Source organism: Paenibacillus sp. J31P190, assembly GCF_059692075.1.
This window is the reverse complement of sequence record NZ_JCAUAS010000010.1, coordinates 59,279-82,048: the sequence shown is the minus strand read 5'-3', so window position 1 is coordinate 82,048 and position 22,770 is coordinate 59,279. Positions and strand designations below refer to the sequence as shown.

The window sequence follows — 22,770 nt, the reverse complement described above, 5'->3', positions numbered from 1 at the left end:
GTCTTCACACTCAAATTTCGTTTATTATCGAAGTATGACTGTAATACTAACCATAGTATATATCGATTATAAACTGAATTGATTTCGTTCTGTATCGAAGTATGATTGTATGAAACGGAGGCTGATATGGATGTGTACGAATCCAAATATTGTGGAAGTGGCTTCACTGATAGGCGAACCATCACGCATCACAATTCTGCTGAATCTTCTCGGCGGTAAATCGCTGCCCGCAAGCGAACTCGCGCGATTCGCGCGTATTACGCCTCAGACAGCAAGCTCCCACCTATCGAAGATGGTGGAGGGCGGTCTGCTCGTCCATGAGTCGTATGGACGGCACAAGTACTACCGGCTGGCGAGCGCCGAGGTGGCCTATGCCCTGGAGGCGCTGCAAGCGATCGCCTCCCCGAAGCCGATTCGCTCGCTGCGCGAATCAGATCAACTAAGGGCGCTGCGCTATGCGCGCACCTGCTATGATCATATAGCCGGCCAGATTGGCGTAGCTCTGACGGACCGGCTTCTTGAGTTAGGCCTGCTGCAGGAGGCGGGCAAGGATTTCATCCTCAGCCCTGCGGGTAAGCAGCGGTTGGAACGATTCGGCGTCGAGGTCGAGGAAGACCGCAAACGCAGGCGCCATTATGCGCGGCAGTGCCTCGACTGGAGCGAGCGCCGCCATCATATCTCAGGTACGCTTGGCGCTGCGCTCACACGCCGGCTGTTCGAACTTCGCTGGATTGAACGGCTGCCCGATAGCCGGGCTGTGCGCGTCACCCCTGAAGGCCTGCAAGGACTTGCCGATGAATTCGGCGTTGTGCTGTGACTCCTGACGAAAACATAAATTTCAGGAACCACATCAGCCCCCATCCACATATAGTGGTGTAGCGTATTTCTGGCATAAAATTCTAAAGGAGATCACCCATGAATTATCCTCCTTCCTATTACACACACCCTTATTTGCCCTATGATCGTTATCCTATTCCTGTTGCATTCTACCCTGCTTACTGGGCTTGGCATCGTGATTTTCCTCCAGTCGATACGAAAATACTCTCACATTCGGCTGCAACCTCTCAGACCCTCCTTCGAGACGCCTCTCTCTTAATCCAAAAGCTGGAAGACCCAGCTATAGCCGGCCAATTGATGAGCAATGCCCAGAAAGGCAATCAGAAAGAAGTGGATCGGATTATCCATACTTTCGGCATTGAGTCCATCATTCTGACTAAATTTACACCAAGCGTTGTTCATTTCACTATCGATCCTCGCGTCCCGGAGAAACAGTGCTGTGAAATAGTATTGTCCCTTAAATGGGGCAAATGACAAAAACAAAGAGCAATCGAAACCAATATGTTCGTTGGCTTGGATTGCTCTTCATTGTTCCTATCGGACATCCGCTGCATTCAACAATGGCCATATTTTCCCCAGCCAATTAGCTAGAATGACGAGAACAATCCAATAAAAGATATAATAAACATCTAGCATCGAATAGGAAGATATGTAATAATAAGTCCGTTTTTTTTGCGCGGAAAAACGCTTCGCTTCCATCGCCACAGCCGTCCGGTGGGCGCGGCGTATGCTCTGGGCAAGCAGCGGAATGGCATACATTCGCAGCGTCGTATACCATCCGGTGATGGGATTACGATTACGCTTCTTCTTGCCCCGCACCTTCAGTGCATAGCGAAGAGTTTGGAACTCTTCGAGCATGAGCGGCAGCATGCGCAGCGCGACGAGGAAGCTGTAGGCGTATTTCGGCGCGACCTTCCACTGCTGCATCATGGCATAGAACAGCGCGACCGGCCGTGTGGTCAAGCTAAACAACAGTCCAACCGCAGCAACTTGAAGGCCCCGAAAGCCCAGATGGATCCCGCGATAGAAGCTTTCTTCGGTGATTCGGATGAAGCCCAGCTGGTACCAAAGCGTATCTCCGCTGCCGAACATCATCATCCCCGTGGAAGAGGATAGAAAGATTAGCAAGAACGGCGAGGCATACAACAGCAGCCGCTTCATCTGATGGCCTGAGAAGAAGAAGAGCGGCATCAAAGCGCCCAAGGTCAAATATATCATCGCATTCAGATTATGTGTGAACACGACAACAATAAACAGAAGAATGGACAGGATCAGCTTCACACCCGGATTCACCCGGTGCAGCCAGGTTTCACGATACGCGAATGTTATTTGCATAGCATCGCAGCTCCTTCCGCAGCACGTGCGGCGGAGGCCGGCAGCTTCCCAGCCGGCAACTCCTTCACATGCCCCTCTTCAACCTGCCAAACGCGTGTGGCGCAGCGTTTCACAATCTCCGGATCGTGCGTAACCATCACGATCACAGTTCCGCTCGCCCGCAGCCGCTCCAGCTGCTGCAAGATGCGCAGCGTACCGCGCGCATCAAGCCCGAAGGTGGGCTCATCGAGCAGCAGAATGCGGGGGACGCGCACCATCGCGGACGCCACGCTTAAGCGCCGCTTCTGGCCCATCGACAGCTGGAACGGATGCCTCTTGCGCAGCGCGAGCAGGTCGTATTCCCTAAGCAGCCGCTCTATAGCCGACCGCTGCACATCCCGCCCCTGCTCCGCCTCCGGCAAGGAGTAGGCCAGCTCTTCCTCTACCGAATTCGTCACGAATTGGAATTCGGGGTTCTGGAACACAAAGCCAACTTGCTCCGCAAGCTGCTCGACTTTGCTGCCCTTAACCCCCTCGATCCAGCAGCTGCCGTGGGTCGGAATGAGCCGCATGATCGCTAGCAGCAGCGAGCTTTTGCCCGCGCCGTTGGCACCGACAACGGTAATCCAGTCGCCAGGATAGACGCTCAAGTTATCCACAGAGGTCTTGATCTGCCCTCCGCGTAACCCTACAAAATCGCGAAGGGTCATGACCGGCGCCGCAGTCTGAATGACGGAGGCCTTTTTGTCCTCTGTTTTGTCTTCAGATTTCTCCTCAGTCTTGTTCCTTGTCGCTAACTCCATCTCATTATCGTCCCAAACACCAGGGTACCAGATCCCGTAGTCGATCATTTGCTGTTTGTAAGCTTCGAACACCTCATGAGGCGGGCCATCTGCTAGCAGTCCTCCATCTGGTGACATGACGATCAAGCGGTCGATGAATCCTAGGATGCCGCTTATTTTATGCTCCACGATAACCAGTGTCTTCTCAGCACTAATCCTTCGAATCGTTTCCCATACCTGCTCAGTGCCTTCTTCATCTAGAAGCGCCGTAGGCTCGTCTAGGAACAGCACTTCCGGCTCTAGGGCGAGCACACTCGCAATAGCCAGCCGCTGTTTCATCCCTTGCGACAGATTCCCAACCAAAGTATGGGTGTCTTCTAGTTGAAGCCCCACCAACTCCAGATAATACGCGATACGAGCAGGCATCTCCTCACGAGGGACTTGTAAATTTTCCAAGACGAAAGCAATTTCCTCATCCACATACGGCATGCAGAACTGTGTCTCCGGATCTTGAAAGACATAGCCTGAGCGGCTTGGAGTGTGAATGCCATCTGCCTTGAGCGGAATCTCTACAATGTCGGGCACAATACCGCTTAACACTTGAAGCAGGGTTGATTTGCCGCAGCCGCTCGGCCCCAGAAGCAGGACCTTCTCTCCAGGTTCTATCGAAAAGGAAACCCCCTGAAATAACAGGGGGGCGTTTTCTCCGGGATATTTTAACCTTAGATTCGTCACGCTCATTCCTTCGCTCATCACGTTACCCCAATGCGTCGTAATCTTTCTTCGAAACAGGACGAACTAGGCTAAGCACACCGGTACGGGCCAGTGCACCCGCTAAGTAGTAAGCGAATACGCCGGCGATCAAAGCGCTGCCCAAGAGACGAAGTCCAATAAACAGACAGTAGTTCCAGAATGTGAGTTGATCAATATAGCCATAGTAATTATCCACAAGCAAGGATAAAGCTGCGGATGCGAAGGACGCTAGGATTGTCACGCCCACATTTGCACGGCGGTAAAGGAAAAGAGCAAAAATGAGTTCAGCGCCAAGCCCTTGCAGCAACCCATAGACAAGCGTCGAGACACCCCATGAGCCGCCAAAAAGCGCCTCTATCGTCGCCGCCGCTACCTCAGCCAATAACGCAACGCCGGGTTTGCGAATAACCAGAAATGCGAAGGTCGCAGCCATAAACCACATGCCATAGCTCAACTGCTCTGCGTGAAGACCGAACGGTTTCAAAATATCGTACATTGGCCCCCATACGCGATAAATCACACCAAACACCGCTGCGATCACGATAGTGATCAAGATATCAGTCAATTTCAAACCCTTTGCTGCTGTTTCTTTTTGTGCCATCTGTTTGTTCGACTCCTTTTCATATAGATATGTAAAATGGATAGGCGAACACGAAAAAAAAGCCCACCGGGTAGCGGCAGGCATAAAATTAGTGCAAAAAGGCACTTCATTCTCTACGCTGGCATTACCCAGATCAGATTAACGGTCAGTGGCATGTGGCCACTATCTCAGCCTGACTTCATCAAGCACCCGTGTTGCTATTCATTTGGCTTAACTGTAGCGGATTGCCAACTTTTTGGCAATCCTTTTTTTGGGACATTCGCTCTATTTCTCAATCAAATGCTGCAGATCATGCGTCAATCCGTTCAGCTGGCGAATACTGTCTACGATATCTTCAACACGCCTTTGCTGCACTTCAGCACTAGCAAGCACCTCTTGCACGGAAGCTGCGGATTGCTCGGTAATCGCCGCAACGGACGTCATTTCCTCAGCGACTCTTTGCGATGATGTTAGCAATTGAGCATTCATGCGCTGCAGGTTCTCCGCTTGTTCCATGACTTCAGCCGTGTTACTGTTGATAACTTCGAACAGCTGATCGACGCTCTCTGCTGATTTCTTACCAGATTCTACGGCGGTAATGCCGACGGCAACTTTCTCTACAGCTGTCTCTACTTTATCTTGAATAGAGCCTAGAATTTCCGAGATGTCTGTGGAAGCCACATGCGCATTCTGCGCCAGCTTACGAATTTCGTTGGCAACAACGGAGAAGCCTTTACCATGCTCACCTGCGCGCGCAGCCTCGATGGAAGCATTTAACGACAAGAGATTCGTTTGATTCGCTATGTCGGCAATCGTTGTTACAATATTTCCGATTTTCACATTTTCTTCGTTGACCGCATTCATAATTTCTGACGTTTCGGTCACGATAACGGTAATATCATTGATTTTGAGCGACAAATCTTCCATCTGAATCTTGCCTTCATTCGTCATCCGGGCCGTATCTCGGGATCTGCTGCTCATCGTGTTCGATGCGGAAGAGGTCATTTCAACTGTCTCATTTACTTCCTGAATAGCGGTTGTAATATCCGTGATGCTAGTTGCTTGCGACTCAATGCCAATCGAGATTTCTTGAAAAGCAGCCACGACTTCTTCGGTAATTCTGCCCGTAACCGACGCATTTTCCTGAAGCGTATTGCTGGATGTTCCAAGCACTTCGGTTGTTGTACGGACGCCTGTCAGAATTTCTTCTGACTTCACACGCGACACCTCAGACTCTTTCACGCTTTTCACTACATTAGCAAGCATTCTAGTTCCAATTTGGCCTTGCCCAACCAATGTCAAAATGGTCAGCAAGTAGAAAGCATTAATGGTTACTAGGCTGAAATCCCCGGCTAATGTGGAGCAAAAATAGTTCAAATTGATAAGTCCAATCACGGCATTAAGCAGCAGCGGTCGAAAGTTCATATATAAAGAAACGAGGGTCAAACCGAGAAACAAGATTAGAATACTGGACAGGGCGGGGTCATGGGCCATAAAAAAGTAAGAAATGATGTTAAAACCAACAGCAATGACATACATCGTGTAAGGTACCCAGATTTTTTTCCAAGTTAAAATGGTACATAAGAGTGCAATCGGTGCTCCGTAAGAGAGCAAAGTCATGATCAATTTCGGCGATTGATAGGCTGCCGCAATTCCAAGCACCAAGCATCCCCATAAAAGTTTGACCATTAATCCATTTCTTCTGTGTAGTTCTAATCGTTGTTCTGACACTAAAAATTCTCTCCTTTTTTTCTACATCAAATGACATTTTATTACATCATTCAACAGAGGTCTTAATAATCCTCTATTTGAAATGATAAAGAGCGAGATCTTTACACAGAAATTGACTTCTAGCTAATAGTGAAACTACAATATGTAGTGTTGATAAATTAAAATTTTATTCTAAAGGAGACATTTATAATGGACCATTCAACCATGCAGCACGGACCTGATTTTATGGCAATTTTGCTCTACATAGGCTTGGCTATTTTTGTTTTGTCGATTATAGGCTATGTGTTGGCCGCAAAAGCGCACAAACAAAACACAAGTCGATTAAAAAAAGTGGAGAAACAGGTTTTGAAAAAAAAGCAAAAGACCTGGCTGCTTCTCTCTCACACTCTCGTTATTATCGCGATATGCTGTGTGGGAACCTCGCTTATTCAGCAAAATTCCAGCAAATACAGTGTAGAAAAACTGAATTTTAATGCTCCTATTCAGGTCGTGACAGATAAAGATTATGGACGAGGGCATGCAGAGGGGACACTATCCTATGAAATGAAAATTCCGACCTCCGGTACACACAGTCCGCATGACTTAAAGTTCGGCTTTTATAAGGAGAGACCTTCCTATGAAATGCTTGTTCATAATTTAGAGCATGGCGATATCATTATTCATTACCACCCTGATGCTCCTAAAGAATTGCTGGATCGCCTTGACTACTTGACGCATTTCAAGAAAGCCGGCGCCGGTGTATTAGCTGTACCGAATCCAGATGTACCTAGTGATCAGGAGGTCGTTGTAACAGCATGGACCAAAACGATGCAGCTAACAAAGTTTGATGAAGCAAGTGTGGGGACGTTCATCTACCAGAACATTGATAAAGGCCCTGAACAGATCCCTTCCGAAGTACGCCGCGGCGGCGGTACGATGTAAGTTAATACTACTTGCGAATCGTTTCACGGTCGGATACTAAATCCGTCGGCACTAGGCCGGTTAGACGCCTGAATATACGGTAAAAATAAGACGGATCATTGTACCCGATGAACTCGGAGATCTCGGTCACTGACAGTGCTGAATGCCTAAGCATGTAGATGCCTGTTTTGATCCTTGTGGCATGGACGAACTCGCTAATCGTTTGACCTGTCACTTTGCGAAAAAGTGCCGCTGTGTAGTTCGGAGATCGGCTTATGCACGCGGCAAGCTCGTCTTTGGTCACGTGCTCGCGGTAATGATTCTGAATGTAGCCTTTCATCTGCTCCACTAGTTGTGCAGTGGCGGTCGTTGTCGTATCTTGATCCCACTCTCTATGGAGATAGACAAACAGCTCTTTGAGCAGCGCTTCACACAGCGTTTGGTAATAGGATTGCTTGTCTTGCCACTGCTGATGGATAAGGCGCAAACGATCGACAATCAACTCATATTTACCCGTTAATCGGCTAGTATAATGCGGCAGCTGAAGAAGTGGGAACTGTTCATCTGCTGCATCACCGGTGAATTGAACGACGTACTTTTCATGGATCTGGGTTGGTACACTTCTTCCATAAAAGGGGACTTTGCTCGGAATGAGCAGCCATTGCCCTTTCTCAACTACCTGCTTCTTCTCATTGATCCAATACACACATCGGCCATAGGTAACGAGAACGAGCGTCCAAGCGGGGCATCCCTCCAGCTCTTCCTTGTACCAATTACTGCTCTTGTCATACGTAAAGGTTATCACCTGCACAATGGCACCTTCCTACATACTATAGTACATACATCATACTATAGTTCATAGAACTTCGGCTCATTTAGGCATATAATGAAGCCAAAATTCAATCGTTACTATTGAAAGGAAGTTCTAACACCATGCGTAAAACAAAAATCATTTGTACCATGGGACCTGCTTGTGATTCCGTCCCTACTCTTAAAGAATTAATTCGCTCGGGCATGAGCGTCGCCAGATTAAATATGGCTCATGGCGATTTAGATGAGCATCGGGGACGCATTCAGCGTGTACGTCAAGCAGCTGCGGAGCTTGGTGTCATCATCCCTATTCTGATGGATATTAAAGGTCCGGAAATCCGCATCGGTCAATTGAAGGATGCTTCCTACGATTTGCAAAGCGGCGATCACATTGTGCTTACGACTGAACAAATTATCGGCGATTCCAGACGTGTTTCCGTGAATTATCCTGGCCTTCCGCAAGATGTTAAGCCGGGGAACCTCATTCTTATCGATGACGGCTCTATCGAGCTGCGTGTAGAAATGATTGACGGTACAGAAGTTACTTGCAGCGTCTTGAATCAAAGTGTTTTGAAGCAGCGTAAAGGCGTTAATTTACCGGGCGTACGCACCTCCCTGCCCGGTGTAACTGAGCGCGATGTGATGCATATTAAGTTCGGAGTCGAAGAAAATATTTCTATTGTCGCGATGTCTTTCGTACGTAACGGAAACGATGTTAGAGAAGTTCGCGCCATTTTGGAACAGCACGGCGCAGCGTTTACGCCGATTATTTCGAAGATTGAGAACGAAGAAGGCATGACGAATTTCGCTTCGATCCTTGAAGCTTCCGACGGCATCATGGTTGCACGGGGCGATCTCGGCGTCGAGATTCCAACGGAGGAAGTTCCAATTGCGCAGAAAGACATGATTCGCGCTTGTAATTTAGCTGGCAAGCCTGTTATTACGGCGACGCAGATGTTGGATTCCATGCAGCGCAACCCTCGTCCAACACGTGCGGAAGTGAGTGACGTAGCGAATGCGGTGCTCGACGGCAGTGACGTGGTCATGCTTTCCGGCGAGACCGCCGCAGGCAAGTATCCCATCGAGTCCGTGACGATGATGGCGACGATTGCCGAGCGCGTAGAGCAAACCATGGAGCGCAGCTCCTTGATCGACGCGCAGCTTCAGTCGAACAACGAAGTGACTGAGGTGCTGTGCCAAGCGGTCGTGTCATCCGCTAACAAGCTGCACGCTGCAGCCATCTTGACGCCAACGGAGAGCGGCTTCACCGCTCGGATGATCGCAAAGTACCGCCCGGAAGCGCCGATTATCGCGGTGACGTCCAATGAATATGCGATCAACTACTTGAGCATGGTGCAAGGCGTTATCCCGATCCTTGGCGAATTCTGCGACTCCACTGACGCGATGATTCGCTCTGCCATCGGGCAAGCTGAGACGCTCGGCTACGTGAAGAAAGGCGACCTCACCGTCGTCTCCGCCGGTATCCCAGTAGGGAAATCAGGCACGACTAACCTGTTGAAGGTTGAGCGGGTTTAGTTTTTTAAAATATCCGTCTGCTGTGTCCTTCACCAGACTTATACGAAATGTTCAAAAAAAGACACCTCTGGTGTCTTTTTTTGTTGGGTGGCTTGGGAATTTGTGTTTAACTCGAAATTGTGTACGAGACGAAGGTTGCCTAGACCATCATGGGGAGCGCTAAAGTGACACTACCTGCATTTCGTACATCAAAATTATGGGTTTAACCCCTTTCGGAGGGAATTACTTGCAAAATGTGCAGGTAATTTCGCCCAAAAGGCTAAAAACCCTCGTAATCCGGAAAATTTGATGTAGGAAATACAGATAATCTACCCGATAAGCCCAGCCACCGTGAAATTTGATGTAGGTTTTGCAGTAAATTTGCAGCAAATTAGTTTACACAAACTCCACTTGGTGCGTTCCAGCCAAGATTTCAGCCGGAGCCTTATTGTTTCTTAACCCTTTTACTCTCTGATCCTCTCCTTCACACTCGATACTTGCTCCCTTTTAGGGCAGACTAATCAAGCTAAATGATGATTGAATAACGGAGGCCCCATGATTATCCGACTCGGATTTGTGTCTATAGCAATGGCGATTTTTAATAATACCCCTAGCTCCACTTTTACATATAAGCTCTTCTCTCAGCGCCCGCGTGAGGAAGCTATGCTGCGAGCCATCGAGATCGGACGCAAAAATCTCGAGGCGACTCAGCGGATTCTTTACTATAATGCCGCTCATGGCATTCGCTTATTTCGTCTATCATCGTCGCTCATTCCGCTAGCCACCCATCCGGACGTGCAGATTGATGTGGCCATCGAATATAAAGATGAGCTTCGAAAGCTCGGCAATTTCGCCAACAGTCAGGGAATCCGCCTGAGTATGCATCCGAATCAATTCACGCTGCTAAACGGGAGTGACTCAGTCGTAGAAGCCGCTATAAGAGACTTGTCCTATCACGCGGCGATTTTGGATGGGATGGGACTTGATGAGTCAGCCATCATCAATATCCATGTTGGCGGTGTGTATGGGGATAAAGATGCCGCCACGGAGCGGCTATTTACTAAAATCTCTGAAGTGCCCGAGCAGGCCATGCGGCGTCTTACATTTGAGAATGACGACAAAACTTACACATTAGAGGAAACACTGGCCGTGAGCAAAAGGCTGCAGCGCCCTTGCATGCTGGATTTGCACCATGATTGGTGCAACCCATCCGCGTCTTCCCCCATCGAACTACTGCCAGACATTGCTAAGACCTGGGGCGACATTCCGATGAAAATTCACGTTTCCTCGCCAAAGGATGCGAAAGAGTTCCGATCTCATTCTGACTACATTGAGCCCGATCAGCTCATCCCTTTTCTGAAAAGCTGCAAGGAGGCAGGCCTCCCCCGCATCGACGTCATGATTGAAGCCAAAATGAAGGATCTAGCCTTGTTCCGGCTGGCGGAGCAGCTTGGAAAAATTCGCGGCGTGAAGCGAGTGGATGGCGGCGTTTTGACGTGGTAGAACAAAAAACCGTTTCTGACCGGATATCAGAAGCGGTTTTTATTTGTTGGTGTATCCTTTTTATCCAACGGAACTGTATGAATTTGGCTCTTCACATGCCTTATTGCATTAATTTCACCGCCGATGATAATGATGAGCGCCGAAATATAGAACCACGTCATGAGCACGATGATCCCCCCGACACTGCCGTAAGTGGCGCTGTAGTTGGTGAAGTTATTGACATAGAAGGAGAAACCGAAGGATGTTAATTGCCACCCAGCTGCCGCGAATATCGCTCCGGGAAGGACGCTTTTGCAGGTTAGACAAGTATTGGGTGCTATATAGTAAATGCCGATGAAAACTACAAACACGATGACAAAGTTCACAATCCAGCGCAGGTTGTTCCACAAACCTACATGCTTCGCTGAAATTGATATGTTGGCAAGTGTCCAATCCCCAATCCAATGACCAAACACACTGAGCAGCAGCGCTGAAGCGATGACAATGAGCATGCCCAGCGTCAGCATCACAGCGAGCAAGCGAGAGTGAATGAAGCTTTTGCGCTCTGGCAGCCCGTATGCTTTATTAACGGCAATGACGATCGCATTCATCGCTGCGCTGGCACTCACCAAGGCCAATATGATCCCGAAGGAAAGTGCGCCTCCTCTTTTCACATCAAGCAGATTGCTAAGCGTTTCCTCCAGCCAACCAGCGACAGCCCCCGGTATATATTCTTTAATGAGCCCCATGACATCATCCGAGGAGAACGGCAAATACCCCAATAAACTCAGAATAAATAGCAGAAAGGGGAACAGGGATAGCAGAAAATAGTAGGCGCATTGGGCAGCAAGCCCTGTGGCATCGTGCTTTTCGAACTGATTCCAAAGCAATTTAAAGTAAGATATCCCCATATGTATATAGGTCCTTTCATCGGTCTATAAATGTGATAGAATAGGTACTCCAGTATTGCTATGAAACAGGTGATGATTTTGAGTTCTCTTTCTATTTACCCTACACCATTAAGTACGAAACAAACAACGGAGCGACCTATCCCACATGCTCGTATGGCGCTTTTAACGAATAGTTCCAATTTTGTGTCAGATAGCGATCGTGACGCTTATTTTTTCCGCGATTTGGAAAGCCATCAGATTCTGCTGAATGAAGCGCAGGTTCAGGCTGTGCGCCATTTCAAAGGTCCCTTACTTACCCTGGCGGGAGCCGGTTCCGGGAAGACAACTGTTCTGGTGTGCCGAGTGGCTTATTTACTACGTGTCCACCGGGTCCATCCGTCGAATTTATTGTTGATTACTTTTTCGAAAAAGGCCGCCGAAGAGATGCGGGAACGCCTCACGTCCATGCCGGGCCTTGATCATAGTATGACCAATACGATGCAAGTACGGACATTTCACGCTTTTTGCCTCAGATTACTGCGAATGAACGGGTTACAACAAGAGATTCTGAGTGATGGCCGCTATCAGCAAATTGTCTTCAAACGCATCATGCTGGGCATGGGACTGCAGGATACATACCAACCCGAAGTGCTCATTTCCTTGCTTTCCTCTTATAAAATGCAGTTGATCGAGGTCGAAGACCTTCCTGAAGGAACGGAAGAAGATAAAGAAGTAAAGCGAATTTTCATGCAGTATGAGCAGTGGAAAATGGAACAGCAGAAGATTGATTTTGATGATATTTTGATCAAAGCCTACCACTTATTGCAGCAAAACACCGATGTCCTGCGCTCGCTCCAGCGAAAGTTCACTTATATCAGTGTTGATGAGTTTCAGGATACGAATACCGTGCAATACGAAATCATTCAAATGATTGCAAAAGACCACGAGAATTTGATGGTCGTTGGTGATGATGACCAGACGATTTATTCGTTTAATGGTGCGCGAAATGAATTTATTCTACAGTTTCATGAGAAGTATCCTGCTGCCAAGACGGTCACTCTTGATATTAATTACCGTTCTACTTCAAGCATCGTCGGTCTGGGGAATGCCATTATTAAACACAACATGCAGCGGAAGTCGAAGACCCTCCTCGCGACGAAGGAAAGTGATCGGAAGCCGCAATATGTGAAACCCATGAATAGTGATGACGAGGCCGATTGGTTAATTAACGATATTCGGATCAAGGTAGCTGAAGGCGGCAGCCAGTATGGCGATTTCGCTATTTTGTATCGGACAGCCAGCAACAGTCGGGCGATTATCGAGCAGTTGATTCTTCATAATTTGCCTTTTGTGGATTACGGAAGCAATGACTCCTTCTATGATCAGTGGATGGTGAAGCCGATTATCGATCACTTAAGGCTTGCCCATGAGCGGCGCAATTTCGAAGCTATAGAAGGTGTCCTCCCTTCATTATATATAGGACGGGACCAGGGCATGCGGATTATTCAAGATCAGGAAGCGATTCAGGCGAAAAAGTGGCCCCTCATCCACCTCCTCGGTCTGCCTCAGCTGAAAGATTTCCAGAAAGAAAAGCTCAAAAGCCGCATCCGACTCATTAAATCGCTTGCAGAGATGAAGCCGCTTGCTGCTGTTCAGGCGATTCGCAAGGATTTCTACGATGCTTTCCTAGATACGAACAAGCGCAGCAAGCTGACCAGTCACAGAGAGATGCTGAAGGAAACGCTGGACGAGCTGGAATCTTCGGCCAAGCGGTTCGATAGCGTGGAGCAATTTCTTTATTTTATCCATGAGGTCGCGGAAAAACGCACCGAAATGAGTCGGCTCCAAAAAGAACAATTTGCGAATAAAATTTCGCTCATGACGATTCATAAATCGAAGGGACTGGAGTTCCCGATCGTGTACTTGCTCTGTGCGATTGAGGGCAACATGCCGCATAGCTCGGCACTCGACGCCAGCCATCTGGACGATGTGAAGATGGTTGGGGTTACGGGGCGCGACAAGGGAACCGCCGCGCTGGAGGAAGAACGGCGACTCGCCTACGTCGCCGTCACGCGCGCCAAGGCTGAGCTGCTGATCAGCTCGCCGGCGTTTTATCGCGGGAAGAAGGCGGAGCCTTCCCGCTTCCTGCTGTCCGCGTTCCCTGGCGCGGACCCTGTTGTCAGCCGCGAGCAGGCTGCGGCTGTGGGTTCTGCAGCGGCGCGGCGCCCGGCCACTGCAGGGAAACCCGCCGCCGCGACTGAGCGGGTCGCGGCGTGGATCTGCGAGCAGGCCGGCTGCAAGGCCTGGTCACGCATCTCTTCGCCGCAGGAAGCGAAGCTTGCGGCGAAGGCGTGCCCTTTGTGCAGCGCAGCGATGGTCAAGGGCAGCCGGATGGTTACGCTCACTCGTTAGCCGAGCATAGCTGCATGCCTTCTAAAGCAGGTAGAATACACCCGTATCTGTTTAGCTAGGCTGGTTTTGCTGGCTGAGCTAGGCTATGCCATACTTAGGCGAGAATGTTTGTTAACTACATCCAAGATGAATATGTTGAGACATTCACTTGCTATTTCGTGTAAAGTTGTACGTTGTACAACTTTAATCAAGCTAATCCACGTTTTCCACGCGATTGTTGCACAAAATACAACAATTTCTGTAAAAAGTAGCTCTATTAGAGGAAAATAGGCTAAATTGTTGTACCAAATACAACAATCCTTAGCTTGCACAGAAGAAAACAAGGAAATTGTTGTACGTAATACAACTTGCCTTCCTATTTCTCGGAAAACCAGTCATTCACTGAGCCCGATCATTATGCATATACCACATTCTAACTCAGCTCAGCAAAATCCATAGCGAAACATGCTAAATAGAGGGTAAGCTCACCTTACCCCCTAACTTAATAAGAGCAGCAATCCCTAGCGGGAATGCTGCTCTTTTTTCAGTTACACAAGTTCCTTCAAAGCCTCTAAAGCCGCATCATAATTCGGATGCTCCTTCATTTCTGTTAAATACTCCACATAACGAACCGTATTGTTCTCATCCAAGATGAATATCGCACGCTGATCGAGCTGAATCTCTTTAATCAAAACGCCATACGCTTGGCCGAATGCGCGGCTTTTATAATCAGACAAGGTTACGACTTTATCAATGCCTGCAGCCCCGCAGAAACGACTCAGCGCAAAAGGAAGATCCACCGAGATTGTCAAAATGACGACATTATCTCCTAGCTTATCTGCTTCCACATTGAACCGACGCGTCTGTGCATCGCATGTACCTGTGTCCACGGAAGGGACGACCGAAATCAGCTTCACTTTGCCAGCATAATCGGATAGGCTTACCTCTGTCATCAAATCCTTATTTACCTTAAAATCTGGCGCTTGATCCCCTACCTTGATCTCCGGTCCCAGCAAAGTAACTGGATTTCCTCCAACTGTTGCTACCCCTGTGCGTTCTTGTACCTGTGTCATATTCGTATTCCTCCTGTGATTTTATATGTTTTCACACATTAGATTCGTTGCTTTATGCTTTCTCAATTACCGCTTTCAGCTTCTCTTTGGGTTGTACCCCAACCATCTGATCAACCAATTGACCATCCTTGAATACGAGCAGTGTAGGGATACTCATGACGTTATATTTGGAAGCGGATTCTGGGTTATCATCCACGTTGATTTTTACGATTTTGGCCGCATCGCCGATCTCAGCTGATAGTTCATCTAGGATGGGAGCGATTATTTTACAAGGTCCGCACCAAGGGGCCCAAAAATCTACGAGTACAATACCCGCTTCAATTTCATTGTTAAAAGTGGCATCCGAAATTTGTTTAACTGACATGGCTAATTCCTCCTAAAGTTTCTTTTATTTTAAAAAGCATTAAGCATGCTGTTCTGAAAGAAATCGTTCACAATCTAGCGCCGCCATACACCCGCTTCCCGCCGAAGTAATCGCTTGGCGATAAATGCGATCCTGCACATCCCCACAAGCGAATACGCCAGGGACAGTCGTTTGTGAAGTTCCGGGAATGACCTGCAAATATCCGAGCTCATCTGTTGGCAGCTGTCCGCCTAGGAAGCCAGTATTCGGTGTATGCCCAATCGCTAGGAAAATACCATCTGCCTCCAGCAGCTCTTCCTCGCCAGTTATATTATTGAGCACCTTAAGTCCCGTTACTCCGAGAGGGCCAGCTACGACTTCAAGCGGTGTCCGATTGAGACTCCAGGCCACTTTTTGATTGCCGCGGGCGTGATCCTGCATGATTTTCGATGCTTTCAGATCGTCACGACGATGCACAACGCGCACTTCGGAAGCGAATCGAGTCAAGAACTGCGCCTCTTCCATCGCTGTATCCCCGCCGCCAATCACGATAATCTTCTTATTTCTAAAGAAAAATCCATCACAAGTTGCACAGGTGCTAACGCCTTTCCCAATATTGTCGGATTCACCGGCGATGCCCAGTTTCTTGGCCGTTGCTCCTGTGGAAATGATCAGCGAATCCGCCGTCAATTGACCCCCATCCTCTAAGAACAAGGTAAATGGACGTTTGGACATATCGACTTCTGTGACCCGGCCTGACTGAATCGTAGCGCCAAAACGCAACGCCTGTTTACGCATATTGTCCATCAACTCTGGTCCCGTGATGCCATCTGGGAATCCTGGGAAGTTGTCTACTTCTGTGGTCGTAGTTAATTGGCCTCCAGGCTGTATACCTTCTATGACTAAAGGCGACATGTTCGCCCTTGCCAGGTAAATCGCTGCGGTTAACCCCGCTGGTCCAGTTCCGATAATGATCGCTTTGTGATGCATAGGAACGCCTCCTTTGATGCTGCATGTTAATTGTATGTTTTTTTATTTGATAGCAATTTAATTTGAAACAACTTTATGAATGAATCATACCAATTCCTTTTAACATTGTCAACAATTAATTTGTACACAATTTAAATTGTTTAAAATCTTTTTCCGATCCCTAAAAACAAGAAAAAGCCGCGACAAATGCTTTCGCAGCTTAACCTTGAACCCCTTCCAAAACGCATTACCATGATATCGGCTTATAAAAAAGAACTCCTTAGCCTTGTTCTATCTGGACTAAGGAGTTTTCACTTCGTGCAGCTTATTTAAGGCGTCCGACTTTGCATCTCATCAAGACTCTTGAACTGGTAGCCCTTACTCTTCGCATCGTCAATGATTCTGGCCAGTGCCTCCGTGTTATCCTTGGACACCGAATGGAGCAAAATGACAGCACCAGGATGCAGCTGCGCCATCACATTTTTGTACGCATATTCCCAGCCCTTTTGACGCTTTGGCTCCCAATCGCGGTAAGCGACGGACCAAAATACGTTCGTATAGCCAAGCCCCTGACTAACGGCTAACGATTGGCTATTAAATATCCCCCGCGGCGCGCGAAGATAGCGCATTTCCTTTTGTCCAGTGAGGGCGCTGACCTCATCTTTCACTTGATTCAGTTCTTTCTGGATGCGTTCTGCCGATATTTGACTCATATCCGGATGGCTCCAAGAATGGTTGCCGATCAAGTGACCTTCCTGGGCCATCCGCTTCAGCAGTTCAGGCTCCGTCTTGATATAATGCCCCGTCACGAAGAAAATCGCAGGTACCTGTTTCTCTTTCAGTACATCCAAAATCTTACCGGTATAGCCCTGCTCATAACCATTATCGAAGGTTAAATACAATTCCTTGACAGCTGGATCTCCTGTAAAAATAGCCCCTCGCTGCTTCAAAAGACCTTTGAAGCCTTCTTCATCAATCGACGGGGGCTGCCCGTTTACGCTTTTCTTAAACCCAAAGTGATAAGTGCCATCGGCAGACGCTATCGTCGCTTGCCCAAGCAGCATGGCGAGAACAATCGTCAGAATTCGCATGTATTTCACGGTTGAAGATTCACTCCTTGCCTTATGTGGATTGGTTCAGTCAACATAGACTAATACTAATATGCCACATGTTAGACGGAGATTATGTGTTCTTTTTCAATCTATTACTTTCCCAAAAGCGTCCACAATGTCAGCTCGAAAAGCATGTCCGACTAGCTTCTGAATTTCAGCGTACGCTTCTCTCGGTGACGTGGCTTGTCGGTATGACCGCGGCGTCGTCATGGCGAGGAACACTTCCACTAAGCCGAGCATCTGCGAAAGGAGCGGTATCTGATCACCAGCGAGACGGTATGGATAGCCAGTGCCATCTACTTTTTCATGATGATAAAGGAACGCTTTCTCGACCTCTTGAAAATCCGGGATGCCCTCGCATAATTCTTTCGCCATAAAGCAGTGCTCCTGTACCACTTCGAACTCAAACTCTGTCAATTTCCCTTCTTTTTCAAACATATAATCCGGAAGCTTGACCCTGCTTACAAAATGCAAAAGTGACAATAAATCAATCTCCCAATCCTGCACACGCAAGCTTTCGTATTCTTTCACAAGTGCTTTGAGCAGAACACTCATTTCACCGATTTCTTTACGCGACGTTTGTGTTTTCCGTTCTCCTACTGGGATGAAACATTGCAAGATGTTAATCACTTGCTGTTTTTGCTGCTGGAAAGCGGCTGCCTCCACGCGCAATTTATGTTGATTAAAGGCAGTAATAATAATCCCGCCTAAGATTACGCAGCCTAATGCATATACACCTTTTGTCGTCGCCATAATAATGGGTGAGAACCCGTCGTCATTCCCATACGTGGGACCAAAAATTTGAAAGAGTAAGAAATACAGTGAAAAAATGATTGAACCAACTACATACACCCTAAATTCCACCAATAAACTGAGCATAACAGGAAAAAAAATGAGAGCAACCCACATCTGCTGCAAAGCCACAGGGTTGTATAAAGTAATAACAACAATCACTAAGAATAATAATGATGGGGTTATCAGATTCGTATATGGACTGTCTTTCGACATACTTTTTTGAATCGCATACATCCCCCAGGCAAAAAGGGAAACCGTAAACGAGGTCATCATATACAACCTAGATTCGGAGTTACCGCTAATTAACCAGTATGACAAGCCACTCAGTGTACAGATAGAGGACATACTACCAATGATAGCCATCAATAGTTGATGGACAGGCAGTTGGCCGAATCGCAGTAAATTCATCATAGTGAACTCCTTCTTGTATCTCCTTGATCACTGTTATTTTCCTTCGGGTGAAAAATAGAGGCACCTTTCATGACATTCTCAATGGTGGATAGAATCACTTCAGGACTCGTATCTTTCATCAAATAACCGTCAATCCCCGCGTTGAAGGCCCGATAAATGTCCTCACTCTCATCAACAGCCGTTAAAATGATAATTTTCATCTGCGGATACAAATGCTTAAGGGTCTTAGCCCCTTCAATAATAGAAGTGCCAGGCATCTTCAGATCCGTTAAAAGAAGATCGGGCACTAACGCTAAGGATTGAGAAATAGCTTCATTTCCGTTCGTAGCTTCACCCGTAACCTCGTAACCTCTACAACTTTTGAGCAAAATATGAAGACCTTCTCTTACGATACAATGGTCATCGGCAATGACTACTTTATACATAGGCAATACTCCTTTCACGTGGGATGTAGGCTGTAACCGTCGTACCCATGGCAGCTTCGGATTGAAAAGAAATCGCTCCATTCAAGGCTTTAATACGATTCTCCATGCCCCTCAGCCCAAATCGCCCCTGCTCGTACACCTCGGATATCTGCATTCCGATGCCATCATCCTTAATGATAATTGACCATTGTACACTCGTGACTTCAATCCTCACATGGATCTGTTTGGCTTTGGCATGTTTAATGACGTTGTTGGCAGCTTCCTCTACCAAGTGATAAATCGCTTCTTCGATATCAAGCTGCTCATGCGCTGCCCAACCGATGTTCTCAAAGATCGGCACCACCTCGGTATGTTCAGTAACACGGTGCAGCAGCTTCTCAATGGCACTATGGAGATTGAATTTTCTCTTCTCATCCTTTAGCTCGATGATGAATTGACGAATGTCACGATGACTTTCTTTCACTTTTTTCTCGATCTCCGTCACATAAGGAAGCGTCTCCTCGCGAACATCCGGGGGAAGCGCATTTTTCAATTGAAACAGCTGAATAGAGATAAAGAAAAGCTCCTGAGCAATACCATCGTGAATATTTTGAGCAATAGCATCGCGTTCGAGAGCGACAGCCGTTTCTTGAGCATCTAGCAATTCCTCGTTGACGAATTGGAAAGCTTCCAGCTTCATAAGGATAAATTGCATATAAATTTTGTGTAAAATAGATAATTCATTCTTGCCTGATTTAACAAGCAGCCAACCATATTTTTGCCCACTACGGTCCAGAAGGACTTGGATGTAATATGGCACAACTTCACCTGTAGGCGATGGTAATTGGGTGTAGATCTTCTGGCTATTCGGCCTATTCTGTTTCATATAATTCGTAAAATAAGTATGCTTCCAACTCTGAACCTTTTCGTAACGACCGGCACTTTCCACGCAAAGGATCACTTCCCGCTCATCTAAAATATGTTGAAGCAGGTCCTCTATATAGGAAATCGTTCCTTGCTTCATTGGCTGTACAGTCATGTGACGAGAAGAATAAATCATGACTAACTTACGGAATTGCTTGCGTACATTTCGCATGACAAAGTGCGCTAGACTTACTAGGCAAAAGAATGCGAATACGATAAATCCGTAATCAAAATGAGCCACCACATATTTATATATGAGTACACCTGATGTCATAGCAAATAGAATCGGGATACCGGCTACATAAAACAAGATGATCGGATAGTACTGTCTCCAGCTTACAAATGACTTGACCATCCAGAGACCTGTAAAACTATAGATTAAAAACGGACTGGAAAGGCCGCCCGTCAGCCCAAGCAAATAAATCCCAAAGCCTAAATCCGCGATAGCGGCTATGATCGCCACTTTTCTACGCATTTTATTTAACTGCAATAGGCTGTATATCGTCTGAAAAAGAACCGCGGCTAACAGCAGTCCGGGCGACACACCGCCATTTTTTGAATAAAGGATGAGCCCAGACAACAGTAATGCCCATCTGCAGCCAAAAAATAAATATAAGCCCGTTCTGTTATGTAAGGACATGCCGAAATTCTCCTAAACTTTATGAATTCTTAATGGTCTTTTGGCATATTTTGTTATACAATGGAGCCAATTGATAAACATAGGTAAATAGTAATAGGTATTTGGTACTATTTTAGTATAACATAGCTGAGATCTTTTTGGAGGGAACCCGCTTGATTAATATGATTATCCTTGATGATCACCCGCTTGTTCGCAAAGGAATTCGCACGGTTGTATCATCCGGCCAATCGATGAATGTTGTTGGGGAAGCTGCGAATGCGAAGGAGGCTCTACGGCTTCTTGAGCAGACAAAGCCTGATCTTGTACTCGTTGATTTAAATTTGGGGAACGAAAATGGACTGGACTTGATTCGAGAGGCCAGGCGGTCGGGACATACTTGCAAATATATTATTTTAACCTCATCGGTAACTCGAAGTGAGCTTCAATTAGCGCAAGCCTTGCAGGTTGAAGGCATCTGTTTGAAAGAAGCATTTCCCGAAGACTTACTATATGCAGTCGAAAGCGTTGCCCGTGGTCGTAAATACTATGATCCGGTCCTAATGGGATCTATGATGAGCGATAAATCCCACAGCGAAGAGCAGGAGCTCTCCGAACTAACCCCCAAAGAGCTAGAAGTCCTTATGTCTCTTGGCAAAGGACTTTCTAATAAGGAAATCGCCAGCTCCCTGTACATTACAGAATTTACGGTGAAAAAGCATGTGAGTCAGGTGTTAGCCAAATTAGTTTTAGCTGATCGCACACAAGCCGCCTTATATGCCCTAACCAAAGGACTCGTGCAATTCGAAATGCAGCGATAAATACAAGGAAAGATCCGTCGGGATAACCCGCCGGATCTTTTTGCCTTATAGGTCAAGCGGTTCCGCGATCCTGTGCATAGGAAGTAATGAGAAGACCGCATAACCCTTCACATCTTTGATATGAACAGGCCCTAATGAAGGATCCCGACTGTCCTTGCTCTCACCCAAATTCCGATTATCTCCGACAACGAACAGGTGTCCGCTCGGAATCGTCTGCATAGCCATATCTTCGGACTTCCCAGCTGTATATAGCTCAGGCAGCGGTGTTTCGTTGACGAAGATGACACCATCCCGAATGAGAACCCGGTCCCCTTGAACAGCGATAACGCGTTTGATAATGCTAAAGCCTAGTCGCTCATCCTTAATAACGACGACATCTCCATATTTGGGCGTTGAAAAGAATAACGATATTTTATTCATCAGCAGCACATTGCCGTTCTGTAACGAAGGATTCATGGAATTACCCGAAACTTTCGTAAGGCCAATCATGTTATTAATCAAAATAAAGGCTAGTGCCAGGAGTAGAATGAATCGAATCCAACCCCATACTTCACTTTTTTTCTTGATTGCAGGCTGTCTAAGCTCCGAGATTTCTTCCTTCATTTCTGCTCTCACCTCAATCTTTTAAGTCTAATTATTCTTGATTGTACGTGGCATGAACCACGGTTGCTGGTTTTGGTTGCTGTCCATAGACATCATCCGTTACTGTTGGTGGCTGCGGTACAGGCACTGGCACTGGTGGTTGAATAGGTCCTGCTGGTGCAGGCAGCTGTGCTGGTGCCCCTGGTGGCAGAACTAAGACAACCGGCGGGCTAGGTGTGAACACGAGTGCAGGCGGAACATAGCTGTTCGCTAAAGTATCCATCGCCCCCTGTGCGCTATCCACAATCGCTTGGAGCTTATTCAAGATTTGCTGACGATCTTGTGCTGTCTTGATATCCGTACTGGCGAGCAAAGATTGCGCATACTGTCCAAGAGCTTGAAGACGAATTCGCTTCTGCTCCTCCGTGAATGATTCCAAACTTCTGGAAGATGCTTCGAGTCGAAGCTGCAATTCTTTCTTCAACAGTTCCTTCTGCGTTTCGGTCTCTGACTTCATCGATTGATCCAAGCCTTGGATAACTTGCTCTGTTTTCTTATTGAACCAAGCTGCCATGGAGCCCGCAATATCAATATCCGCATAGGAAATTCCGACCGACGCCGTAAGTATAACAGTTAAAGAAACAATTCCAGCTGCGACAATCCGTTTGGATTTCAGGTTGCGTTGCTTTTCATTTCTAGTGACCATATGAATTCCTCCTTCTCCTCTTAGTGAAT

Annotated in this window: 22 protein-coding genes; 7 read left to right on the top strand and 15 right to left on the bottom strand. The window is 47.2% G+C overall.

What is annotated here, in order from left to right:
• The first annotated feature begins 130 nt into the window (after nt 1-130).
• A complete protein-coding gene (locus tag AC58U0_RS18810; RefSeq protein ID WP_497380495.1) occupies nt 131-817 on the top strand; it encodes an ArsR/SmtB family transcription factor in 687 nt (228 codons plus the stop codon).
• 98 nt (nt 818-915) lie between these two features.
• Entirely contained in the window at nt 916-1,311 is a 396-nt protein-coding gene (locus tag AC58U0_RS18805) for a YuzC family spore coat inner layer protein (RefSeq protein ID WP_497380493.1), read from the top strand.
• Nucleotides 1,312-1,371: 60 nt separating this feature from the next.
• Here AC58U0_RS18805 and AC58U0_RS18800 read toward each other — a convergent pair whose 3' ends face one another.
• The 4 genes from AC58U0_RS18800 to AC58U0_RS18785 all read right to left on the bottom strand — a co-directional run bounded on the left by AC58U0_RS18800 (nt 1,372) and on the right by AC58U0_RS18785 (nt 5,997).
• Entirely contained in the window at nt 1,372-2,172 is an 801-nt protein-coding gene (locus AC58U0_RS18800) for an energy-coupling factor transporter transmembrane component T family protein (protein ID WP_497380492.1), read from the bottom strand.
• On the bottom strand, nt 2,163-3,686 hold the full coding sequence (locus tag AC58U0_RS18795) for an ABC transporter ATP-binding protein (protein ID WP_497380491.1): 1,524 nt from the start codon (nt 3,684-3,686) through the stop codon (nt 2,163-2,165). The genes AC58U0_RS18800 and AC58U0_RS18795 overlap by 10 nt, the downstream gene beginning before the upstream one ends.
• Before the next feature lie 4 nt (nt 3,687-3,690).
• Nucleotides 3,691-4,287, bottom strand: a complete 597-nt coding sequence (locus tag AC58U0_RS18790; RefSeq protein WP_497380489.1) for an ECF transporter S component — start codon at nt 4,285-4,287, stop codon at nt 3,691-3,693.
• Nucleotides 4,288-4,551: 264 nt separating this feature from the next.
• Nucleotides 4,552-5,997 (bottom strand): methyl-accepting chemotaxis protein, encoded by a 1,446-nt coding sequence (locus AC58U0_RS18785; RefSeq protein WP_497380488.1) that lies wholly within the window; start codon nt 5,995-5,997, stop codon nt 4,552-4,554.
• A gap of 189 nt (nt 5,998-6,186) precedes the next feature.
• On the opposite strand from AC58U0_RS18785, the gene AC58U0_RS18780 reads away from it, so the two are divergent.
• Complete coding sequence (locus tag AC58U0_RS18780) at nt 6,187-6,918, top strand: DUF3105 domain-containing protein (RefSeq protein ID WP_497380486.1); 732 nt, start codon at nt 6,187-6,189, stop codon at nt 6,916-6,918.
• Nucleotides 6,919-6,925: 7 nt separating this feature from the next.
• Here the strand turns inward: AC58U0_RS18780 and AC58U0_RS18775 are convergent, their stop codons facing one another.
• On the bottom strand, nt 6,926-7,708 hold the full coding sequence (locus AC58U0_RS18775; protein WP_497380485.1) for an AraC family transcriptional regulator: 783 nt from the start codon (nt 7,706-7,708) through the stop codon (nt 6,926-6,928).
• 122 nt (nt 7,709-7,830) lie between these two features.
• On the opposite strand from AC58U0_RS18775, the gene pyk reads away from it, so the two are divergent.
• Together pyk and uvsE are read left to right on the top strand one after the other, a co-directional pair.
• A complete protein-coding gene (gene pyk / locus AC58U0_RS18770; RefSeq protein ID WP_497380483.1) occupies nt 7,831-9,243 on the top strand; it encodes a pyruvate kinase in 1,413 nt (470 codons plus the stop codon).
• Between the two features lie 534 nt (nt 9,244-9,777).
• Nucleotides 9,778-10,725 (top strand): UV DNA damage repair endonuclease UvsE, encoded by a 948-nt coding sequence (gene uvsE / locus AC58U0_RS18765; protein ID WP_497380482.1) that lies wholly within the window; start codon nt 9,778-9,780, stop codon nt 10,723-10,725.
• Nucleotides 10,726-10,751: 26 nt separating this feature from the next.
• Here uvsE and AC58U0_RS18760 read toward each other — a convergent pair whose 3' ends face one another.
• Complete coding sequence (locus AC58U0_RS18760; protein WP_497380480.1) at nt 10,752-11,615, bottom strand: YihY/virulence factor BrkB family protein; 864 nt, start codon at nt 11,613-11,615, stop codon at nt 10,752-10,754.
• A gap of 72 nt (nt 11,616-11,687) precedes the next feature.
• On the opposite strand from AC58U0_RS18760, the gene AC58U0_RS18755 reads away from it, so the two are divergent.
• Nucleotides 11,688-14,006, top strand: a complete 2,319-nt coding sequence (locus AC58U0_RS18755; protein ID WP_497380646.1) for a UvrD-helicase domain-containing protein — start codon at nt 11,688-11,690, stop codon at nt 14,004-14,006.
• A gap of 527 nt (nt 14,007-14,533) precedes the next feature.
• Here AC58U0_RS18755 and tpx read toward each other — a convergent pair.
• From tpx to AC58U0_RS18720, 7 genes are all read right to left on the bottom strand, one after another.
• On the bottom strand, nt 14,534-15,058 hold the full coding sequence (gene tpx / locus AC58U0_RS18750) for a thiol peroxidase (RefSeq protein WP_060646289.1): 525 nt from the start codon (nt 15,056-15,058) through the stop codon (nt 14,534-14,536).
• 52 nt (nt 15,059-15,110) lie between these two features.
• A complete protein-coding gene (gene trxA / locus AC58U0_RS18745) occupies nt 15,111-15,422 on the bottom strand; it encodes a thioredoxin (RefSeq protein WP_057302578.1) in 312 nt (103 codons plus the stop codon).
• Nucleotides 15,423-15,461: 39 nt separating this feature from the next.
• A complete protein-coding gene (gene trxB, locus AC58U0_RS18740) occupies nt 15,462-16,391 on the bottom strand; it encodes a thioredoxin-disulfide reductase (protein ID WP_497380479.1) in 930 nt (309 codons plus the stop codon).
• A gap of 308 nt (nt 16,392-16,699) precedes the next feature.
• Entirely contained in the window at nt 16,700-17,434 is a 735-nt protein-coding gene (gene pdaA, locus AC58U0_RS18735) for a delta-lactam-biosynthetic de-N-acetylase (RefSeq protein ID WP_497380645.1), read from the bottom strand.
• 132 nt (nt 17,435-17,566) lie between these two features.
• Nucleotides 17,567-18,688 carry an HD-GYP domain-containing protein gene (locus AC58U0_RS18730; protein WP_497380478.1) on the bottom strand — a complete coding sequence of 374 codons (1,122 nt, stop codon included), beginning with the start codon at nt 18,686-18,688 and terminating at the stop codon, nt 17,567-17,569.
• Nucleotides 18,685-19,113, bottom strand: coding sequence for a response regulator (locus tag AC58U0_RS18725; RefSeq protein ID WP_497380477.1), 429 nt, complete (start codon nt 19,111-19,113; stop codon nt 18,685-18,687). Before AC58U0_RS18725 ends, AC58U0_RS18730 begins: the two co-directional genes overlap by 4 nt.
• Entirely contained in the window at nt 19,106-20,656 is a 1,551-nt protein-coding gene (locus tag AC58U0_RS18720; RefSeq protein WP_497380476.1) for a sensor histidine kinase, read from the bottom strand. Before AC58U0_RS18720 ends, AC58U0_RS18725 begins: the two co-directional genes overlap by 8 nt.
• 161 nt (nt 20,657-20,817) lie before the next feature.
• Here AC58U0_RS18720 and AC58U0_RS18715 point away from each other — a divergent pair, with 161 nt between their 5' ends.
• On the top strand, nt 20,818-21,453 hold the full coding sequence (locus tag AC58U0_RS18715) for a response regulator (RefSeq protein WP_497380644.1): 636 nt from the start codon (nt 20,818-20,820) through the stop codon (nt 21,451-21,453).
• 45 nt (nt 21,454-21,498) lie between these two features.
• Here the strand turns inward: AC58U0_RS18715 and lepB are convergent, their stop codons facing one another.
• Both lepB and AC58U0_RS18705 read right to left on the bottom strand, forming a co-directional pair.
• Entirely contained in the window at nt 21,499-22,056 is a 558-nt protein-coding gene (gene lepB, locus AC58U0_RS18710; protein WP_497380475.1) for a signal peptidase I, read from the bottom strand.
• Between the two features lie 31 nt (nt 22,057-22,087).
• Nucleotides 22,088-22,741 (bottom strand): hypothetical protein, encoded by a 654-nt coding sequence (locus AC58U0_RS18705; protein ID WP_497380473.1) that lies wholly within the window; start codon nt 22,739-22,741, stop codon nt 22,088-22,090.
• Between the last annotated feature and the right edge of the window lie 29 nt (nt 22,742-22,770).